Consider the following 7,097-nt stretch of genomic DNA (forward strand, 5'->3'; position numbering starts at 1 on the left):
CCTTGCCGTTCAGGAGCTAAGACGAGTGGCAACCTGATCACCTCACCCCAATCATGATGTTTTTCGAAAAATATCTTGGGGGATCAGAACCACAAGCAACGGCGTCACCTCCACGGCTCGCACGGGGAGGGTGCGGACGATGGCTTCGAGAATGCCGCCCGGATTTTTGATGTCGAAAACGCCGCTGACACGCAGATTTTCCAGACCTGAACCGACGATCTGCAATCTTCCGTGCCGGTAGCGGTTGACGTCTGCCACCACGCTCCTCAGTGGTTTGTCACTGAAAATCAATCGCCCATGACGCCAGGCGGTCTCGACCTCTCCGTCGGCTATTTCGACCCTGCCCATTTCGACGCCACTGTACGAGACCATCTGACCCAGCATCAGCCGAACGTCTTGGCCACTCGGGGCTGTCACCGACACTGCGCTTTCCTGGACACTCGTCATCACCTCATCGCCCGAAACGTTGACGACGAACTGCGTGCCGAGCGCCTCGACGCTCCCTCCCTTTGCCATGACCCTGAATGGTCTGCGGCTATCTGTTGCGACGTCAAAGAAGGCGCGACCTCGATGAAGCAGGACGTCTCGCCGTTTATCCGAGAAGTCGATCGCAATCGCCGAATTTGCATCCAGGGTCACGCCACTCCCATCCGGCAGGCGTGTCTCCCGAACTTCGGCAATTGAGGTGAACTCGTCGCTGATCACGTAGTCCTGAAAGTTTCCGACCCATCCGGCGGCGACTGCGGCGGCAGCGGTGGCGCTTCCGCCGATCAACAAGGTGCGCCTGGAGACTGTCCTTGTGCTACGGGCTGCACTCGGGCTTGGTTTCCGCGATACCTGCGGTAGATTGTCAAATTGCGCCCACATCCGCTCGAGACGCTGATACTCCGCAGCATTTTCAGCAGAACGGCTGAACCATGTTCTGAATTCGTCAAACTCAGCAGGGGTGATGTCGCCGGAGTTCATGCGCGTAAACCATGCAGCAGCCTCCTGCCGCTCTTTTCCGCTGATCTCCCCGCCTTCCGTGCCCATCCGAATTCGCTCATCCAATTGATTTGTCGTGTGCTCCATCCAATAGACGGATGAGCGGGCCAAAACCACACGGGGTGCCGTGAAATTTAACCTCCGCGAGGCTCAATCGAGCATATCGCCCAATTCTGTTCTGAGGTTGAGGAGCGCCCTCATCATATGCTTCTCGACCATGCTTCTTGAAATACCGAGGCGCACGGAGATCTCTGAATGAGAGAGTTCTTCGAACTTATGAAGGAGAAACACTTCTCGCTGTCTGTCCGACAACCCTGCAAGCGCTCCCTCAAGCTTTTGGACCATTCGGCGATAGTCTATTGCCGCTTCAGGAGGTGGCGCGGGTGCAACCACGTCTGTTGGCGCATCAGCCTGGGAATAGCGTTGCCGAACGGCGCGGGCGCGCGCATGATCTGTTACCAGATTACGCGACACCTTGAAGAGATAAGCGCGAGGGTTGGCAATTGACGCTTGACCGTCGTGCGTTGTTGCGAGACGTAAAAAAGCATCCTGCAGGAGATCGGGTGCATCATCCTCTGGCACGCCTGCTCGCCGGATGAACCGCATAAGTTCACTTGAGTGGCTTTTGAAGAGCTTATGCAGGTCCCAACCCACGACACGGGTCTCACGTTGATAAAAGATGATGAACTAAGTCATCTTTTACGGCCCATACGGGGCATTTCAAGAGCAGGACTGCATCAAAGGCGGAAATTAATTCAGGACAAGACGGAGTACGTTCAATAACGCATTGAAAATGTTAGATGCCTATTGGGGCCGGCACTAGGCCGACGGTTCAAATCCGCTCAAGGCGAAGTTGTTCTTCCCCTCGAATCGCCCGTGGCCGCCATGCAGAGCCTGGGCATCAGGATTTCAAACCGCTTGCGATTGGATGGCGCGGGTGTTGACCTTCAAACCGGCGAATGCGTCCATCAGTAGAACATCCTTATCCCTTCAGTCTTGCGGTCAACATATCCACGAATGCTGAGACTTTGGGCGGTCTGAAGCGGGCTGCCGGGTATACCGTGTAGACACCGCCTGAGGGCAGATGCCAGTCCGGCAGGACATGAACCAGGCGTCCGCTCGCTATGTCATTGGCCGCCAGAAAATCCGGCAGGACCGACAGCCCGCCGCCTTGCCTCACTGCCTCCATGACCGCTGGCGTTGTGTTTATCGCGATGTCGGACCTGAAACGCACGGTGCGCGTCTCGCCTCTTTCCTTGCGGGTAAACGTCCATTCCAAGGGTTCTTTGAGCGCATTGTTGGCGACGAAGGGAAGCGATGGCAAATCGCTCGGTCCATTAAGTTCGGCGACCTTGCTCGCGAGATGGGGCGGGCTTACCAAATATTGGCGAAACGTGCCGATCCGACGTGCCTGCAAGCTTGAATCAGCCAGCCAGCCGACGCGAATGGCAAGATCCATATTGTCAGCGACAAGATCGACCATTCTGTCGCTGAGGCTCAACTCGACCTTGCATTCCGCATAGCGGGCAGTGAAGGCGGTCATCAGGGGAACGACCACCGAGGTGCCATAGTCGTAGGGTGCCGTGATCCTCAGCAGACCCTTTGGCTCTGTCCGGGCTTGAGCCAATTCTCTCAAGGCATCCTCGGCCTCGCGCAAGACAAAGACGCAGCGAAGGTGAAACATTCGCCCCGCCTCGGTCGGCTGGAGACGTCGTGTCGTGCGCATCAATAGCGTGGTGCCGACTTCTTCTTCAAGTTTTGCCACCTGCTGGCTGACGACAGCCTTGGTGATGCCGAGATATTCGGCTGCGCGCGTAAACGAACCCGCATCGACGACAGCGACGAAATAGGCCAGCCGATTGAGATTGGTCGATTCCTGCACGCACACGCTCCCTATTGATTGTTTGCTTTTAGCATACATTCTGTCGTGTTCGACGGACTTCTCGCTTCAATCCTCTCATGCCATCTATAACTTCATAAGGAGCAAGACATGAGCGACAAGGCCCACATTACCTACTTATTTGATCCCCTCTGCGGTTGGTGCTATGGCGCGTCGCCCTTGCTCGCACAACTCGCTGCGCTTCCAAACCTCATCGTCACACTGGCGCCGACGGGACTTTTCTCGGGGACGGGCACGCGGCCGGTGGATGAACAACTTGCCGCCTTTGCCTGGTCCAACGATGTTCGCATCGCGAGCTTAACGGGGCAGCGGTTCACCGAAGATTATCACGTGCAGGTGCTCGGCGGCGGTGGAATGCTGGACTCTGGCCCAGCGACGCTGGCAGTCACAGCCGTTTCTCTGACAGAGCCTTCTCGCGAAATCGATGCGCTCAAGCTCATTCAAGAAGCGCGTTATGCTTCCGGTCGCAATATTACCGATCTGCCGGAGCTGCGCGCAATGCTGGAGCATGCCGGCCTCAAGGCCGCTTCGGATCGCCTTGCAACACCGGATGCGGAACTGCTCGCGGCAAACCGCAAGCGCATCGAGCGGGCCCGGTTGTTGATGCGGGAGTTCGAGGCCGGTGGCGTGCCAGCGCTGATTGTCGATGACGGACGACGTCGCGCTCTGGTCAAGGCACATGAAATGTTCGGCAGTGCCGCCGACCTTGTTGCCAGGCTTTCCGCAATCGGCAGCTCCCGGCCCCTCAATATCCGCCAGAACCAAACCTGAGGGAGGAAACGATCATGACGATGGAACGAATGACCCATGTCCCTCTTGGCGTGTCGATGCTCTGGACGTCTGCCCCGGCCACAGCCTTTGTCCAGAGCATGCCGCCCTATGGCGCGCCGATCACACTTAAGCGTGCCAAACAGGCTACAGCCGCCGCGGTCGTCGATTCCGGCAGCAACCCTTGCCTACCTGGAACGCTCGGATCAGGCCGGCATTGGCACGATCGATGCCGCGATCGGCAAGGCCAGGGCGGCCAACGGCATCAAGACGCCGACCAACACGATCGAGGACATGATCCTCAATCGAAACCAAAACAACCTGCTTGCGGTGCCAGGTGCCTTCCCCGTCGAAGGAGGTGTGCCGATCATTGTCGATAACCAGGTCATCGGCGCCATTGGTGCCAGCGCTGGCATGCCTGCCGACGATGGCGCGGTTGCCAATGCTGGAGCGAAGGATCTGCAGCCATGAGACGAGGCGGATGATCCAACATCCTTTCCCAAAACCTTAAACCAGGAGGCAATCATGTTCACGAGGAGAACCATCATGAAAACCACAATCGCCGCTGGCGTCACCGCCGTATTCGCCCCCGCTGATCTCGGCCACGCCGCCGGAAGCCTCACCTGGAAACATTTCCCCGCTGGGCAGAATGGCTTCTTCCGCGCACCTGTTCTAATCTCCGGCGCCACGGAAGCCGTGCTGATCGACGGCGGCTTCACGCTTCCCGATGGCAAGGCCGTGGCCGAGGCGATCAAGGCAACGGGCAAGACACTGACCACCATCTATATCAGCCAATCCGACCCGGATTATTACTTCAGCCTCGGTCCGATCAAGGCTGCTTTCCCCGACGCTAAGGTGATCGCTGCCTCGGCCACGGTCGATGCAATCAAGGCCAGCGTTGAGAAGAAGCTCGCCGTTTGGGGACCGCAGCTCAAGGAAAATGGCCCGCAGGCGTTGGCCGACGTTGTGATGCCGGAAGTCTTTGATGAAAAGACACTGACCGTTGACGGCGAAGCGATCGAAATCGTCGAAGCAGAAGGCCTCGCCAACCGGCGTTATCTGTTCGTTCCATCCCTGAATGCCGTGTTCGGCGGCGTGATGATCTTCAACGGCGTGCACGTCTGGACGGCGGACACCAACAGTGCCGAACTGAGGGCCGCTTGGGTCGCAAATCTCGAAAAGATCGCGGCGCGCAAGCCGGCTGTTGTCGTGGCTGGACACATGGTGCCCGACGCCAAGACCGATCTTTCAGGCGTCGAGCATACCATTGCCTACCTGAAGGCATTCGACGAAGAACTGGCCAAGCATAAGGACTCCGCCTCGCTCAAGGTCGCGATGGAAGCGCGCTTCCCGGGCCTTGGCATGGGTGTCGCCCTTGACATCGGCTCCAAGGTCGCCACCGGCGAAATGAAGTGGGGCTGATCGCCATGGGCGCCAATCTCGATCTTGTCAGGGCCACCTATGAAGGCTCATCGGAAGACAACGGCCGCAACTTAGCTGCGGCCCTGGCACCCGATGCGACATGGACGGAAGCCGAAGGCTTTCCATATGCCGGCACCTATGTGGGCCCGGACGCCATTGTCGCTGGGGTCTTCCACAGGCTCGGCACGGAGTGGATCGGCTACAGTGCCAAGGTCCACACGTTCATGGAGGATGGCGATCGCGTCGCGGCTTTCGGCGTTTACTCTGGAACCTACAAAGCGACCGGCAAGTCGATGACGGCGCACTTTGCCCATCTCTACGAGGTCCGAAACGGCAAGATCGCCACCATGGTCCAATATGTCGACAGCCATATGGTGATGCAGGCGCTGAGTGCTGCCGAATAGGATTATGACCGTGAATAACCTGACATGGTTTCCTTACGGGATTCGATGTCAGGTTTCCGATCGTTTTACTCACAAGCAATGCGGAACCCAAGGATTGCGTGCGGGCCTAAAGCCTTACTTCCGAAAGAGCACGTCTTAGGGGAGCATCCGAAATCTGGATCGTGCCGTGGAAAGGGATGCCCATATCCAGATGTAGGACTCTCCGTCGCCGGAAACTTGGCTCCAGCCTGCGCCGATTTCAACGCCGGGGCCGGCGGTGATGCGGAAGTCGGGAGCGTCGAGCGAGGTACGCTCGATCGAGTTCAGGCGGGCCTTCAGGGAGACGGTGAGGGTGCGGAAGTTCCCAGTGATTGTGTTGCCGTTGGTGGTGCACTCGCCGATGACTGCCATTGTCGTGATCCTTTCGGGTTGATCGGGCCGCGACCATCGCGTCCTCGATGACTGTCGAATTGATCGGGGACGATCGCACCGCGTCCCTAAGGGACCGGAATACAATGGAGGGCGGCGGGAGATGGCTTTCTTGGACCGCAAGGAACGCGAACGCAGTTCGCAGGGGAAGAAAGTTGGCGATGCCGTTGCGGGAGAACGATCGAGGCGCAGCCGCTCTTCGATCAGACATGTCAAAACGAGGCCGCGTTGGCCGCGCCCACTTCCTATGCCCGAATGGATGGCACCAATGGCTACATCAATAGTTTGGGAATTTGCCGATCCAATGCGGCAAGTCCTGGAAATGTCGTCGGACTCTCTGTCTCGATGACGGATTCCGGTTTCCAATCGGGCAGATGTCATCCATGTTTGTTCTTGTTCGCCAAAAATGATCCGTTGTTGGCAGGACGCAGGGGGCCAGTCGCAGCAACATTGTTTCGTACCCGCCCGACGCAAGATCGCGTCCGCTGACACCGGACCGCACAAGCCGCGCTGTCCGGTTCAGAATTTGCGATCAGCAGAATCTGACTTGCGCTCAATCGCAGCTGATTGATCCCGCCCCTTCGGTCGATGGCGGGTGTCCACGGATCCCTGTCGTGGCCATGAGCGCATCGGCCGAACGCCTGTCATGGAGAGCGCGCGCTCCGGACCGAGACACCGATTTCCTTCAACGCGGGAACGAGGTCTGGGTGTCGAAGAAGCTCGATTGCCGGCGTCGCCGCAAGGTTGCGCGTCACCGCACGGTCGTAGACCGCAAGGCAATGGGCGCCTGTCAACCGCGATGCGTATAATAACCCGTCGGCATCGAAGTTACCGTAGACAGCCTCGCTCAGCGCCTGCCCATCGCTGTGGGCTTTCGCACGGGCAGCATCGGTACTGACGCCGAGCTTGAGGAGACCGGTGGTTCTCAGATCGAGGACCGTCAAGGGATCGATCGCGGAAACCTCGGCAATCGCCCAGTCTTCGAACTCTGTTTCATCAAGCGCCCGGTCAGCGCTGCCCTCGAAACGGTCACGCACGATCGTTTCCGCAATCGCCGTGGGCAGATCCTGTGCGATGTAGGCCAGGCGAAATCGCCTGCGAGGGCTGGAAAAGCGGCTGTTGCCAAAGCCCATGCCGAGTGGCGTCGCCATGTGGTTACGTGGCAAAACGCGCAGCCAGGCATTCGGCCGAAACGCCAGCGCGAGATCGGC

Annotated in this window: 9 protein-coding genes; 4 read left to right on the top strand and 5 right to left on the bottom strand. The window is 58.5% G+C overall.

Going from position 1 to position 7,097, the window contains the following annotated elements:
- Positions 1-51: 51 nt before the first annotated feature.
- The 3 genes from JZX87_RS29440 to JZX87_RS29450 form a co-directional block, all read right to left on the bottom strand.
- Positions 52-1,032, bottom strand: coding sequence for a FecR family protein (locus JZX87_RS29440; RefSeq protein WP_206829413.1), 981 nt, complete (start codon positions 1,030-1,032; stop codon positions 52-54).
- Between the two features lie 102 nt (positions 1,033-1,134).
- Positions 1,135-1,638, bottom strand: a complete 504-nt coding sequence (locus JZX87_RS29445) for an RNA polymerase sigma factor (protein ID WP_353654295.1) — start codon at positions 1,636-1,638, stop codon at positions 1,135-1,137.
- A gap of 328 nt (positions 1,639-1,966) precedes the next feature.
- Complete coding sequence (locus tag JZX87_RS29450) at positions 1,967-2,866, bottom strand: LysR family transcriptional regulator (RefSeq protein WP_132279306.1); 900 nt, start codon at positions 2,864-2,866, stop codon at positions 1,967-1,969.
- Between the two features lie 108 nt (positions 2,867-2,974).
- Between JZX87_RS29450 and JZX87_RS29455 the strand changes: the two genes are divergently transcribed.
- The 4 genes from JZX87_RS29455 to JZX87_RS29470 all read left to right on the top strand — a co-directional run bounded on the left by JZX87_RS29455 (position 2,975) and on the right by JZX87_RS29470 (position 5,478).
- On the top strand, positions 2,975-3,655 hold the full coding sequence (locus tag JZX87_RS29455) for a DsbA family protein (protein WP_206829414.1): 681 nt from the start codon (positions 2,975-2,977) through the stop codon (positions 3,653-3,655).
- A 132-nt stretch (positions 3,656-3,787) separates the two neighbouring features.
- Positions 3,788-4,123 carry a GlcG/HbpS family heme-binding protein gene (locus JZX87_RS29460; RefSeq protein ID WP_353654296.1) on the top strand — a complete coding sequence of 112 codons (336 nt, stop codon included), beginning with the start codon at positions 3,788-3,790 and terminating at the stop codon, positions 4,121-4,123.
- A 54-nt stretch (positions 4,124-4,177) separates the two neighbouring features.
- Positions 4,178-5,074: an MBL fold metallo-hydrolase gene (locus JZX87_RS29465; protein WP_206829415.1), complete on the top strand. Its 897-nt coding sequence runs from the start codon at positions 4,178-4,180 to the stop codon at positions 5,072-5,074.
- Between the two features lie 5 nt (positions 5,075-5,079).
- Entirely contained in the window at positions 5,080-5,478 is a 399-nt protein-coding gene (locus JZX87_RS29470) for a nuclear transport factor 2 family protein (RefSeq protein WP_206829423.1), read from the top strand.
- Positions 5,479-5,613: 135 nt separating this feature from the next.
- Here JZX87_RS29470 and JZX87_RS29475 read toward each other — a convergent pair whose 3' ends face one another.
- A complete protein-coding gene (locus tag JZX87_RS29475; RefSeq protein WP_206829416.1) occupies positions 5,614-5,868 on the bottom strand; it encodes a DUF736 family protein in 255 nt (84 codons plus the stop codon).
- A 662-nt stretch (positions 5,869-6,530) separates the two neighbouring features.
- On the bottom strand, positions 6,531-7,097 hold a 567-nt coding region (locus tag JZX87_RS29480), incomplete at its 5' end, for an RES family NAD+ phosphorylase (protein WP_206829417.1).

It is taken from the genome of Agrobacterium sp. Ap1 (assembly GCF_017313375.1).
In the GTDB taxonomy this organism is placed as follows: domain Bacteria; phylum Pseudomonadota; class Alphaproteobacteria; order Rhizobiales; family Rhizobiaceae; genus Neorhizobium; species Neorhizobium cellulosilyticum.

Excerpts from the sequence above, each read along its gene's own strand:
- JZX87_RS29440 (WP_206829413.1), bottom strand. The coding sequence starts at position 1,032 with ATGGGCACGGAAGGCGGGGAGATCAGCGGAAAAGAGCGGCAGGAGGCT.
- JZX87_RS29455 (WP_206829414.1), top strand. The coding sequence starts at position 2,975 with ATGAGCGACAAGGCCCACATTACCTACTTATTTGATCCCCTCTGCGGT.
- JZX87_RS29465 (WP_206829415.1), top strand. The coding sequence starts at position 4,178 with ATGTTCACGAGGAGAACCATCATGAAAACCACAATCGCCGCTGGCGTC.
- JZX87_RS29470 (WP_206829423.1), top strand. The coding sequence starts at position 5,080 with ATGGGCGCCAATCTCGATCTTGTCAGGGCCACCTATGAAGGCTCATCG.
- JZX87_RS29475 (WP_206829416.1), bottom strand. The coding sequence starts at position 5,868 with ATGGCAGTCATCGGCGAGTGCACCACCAACGGCAACACAATCACTGGG.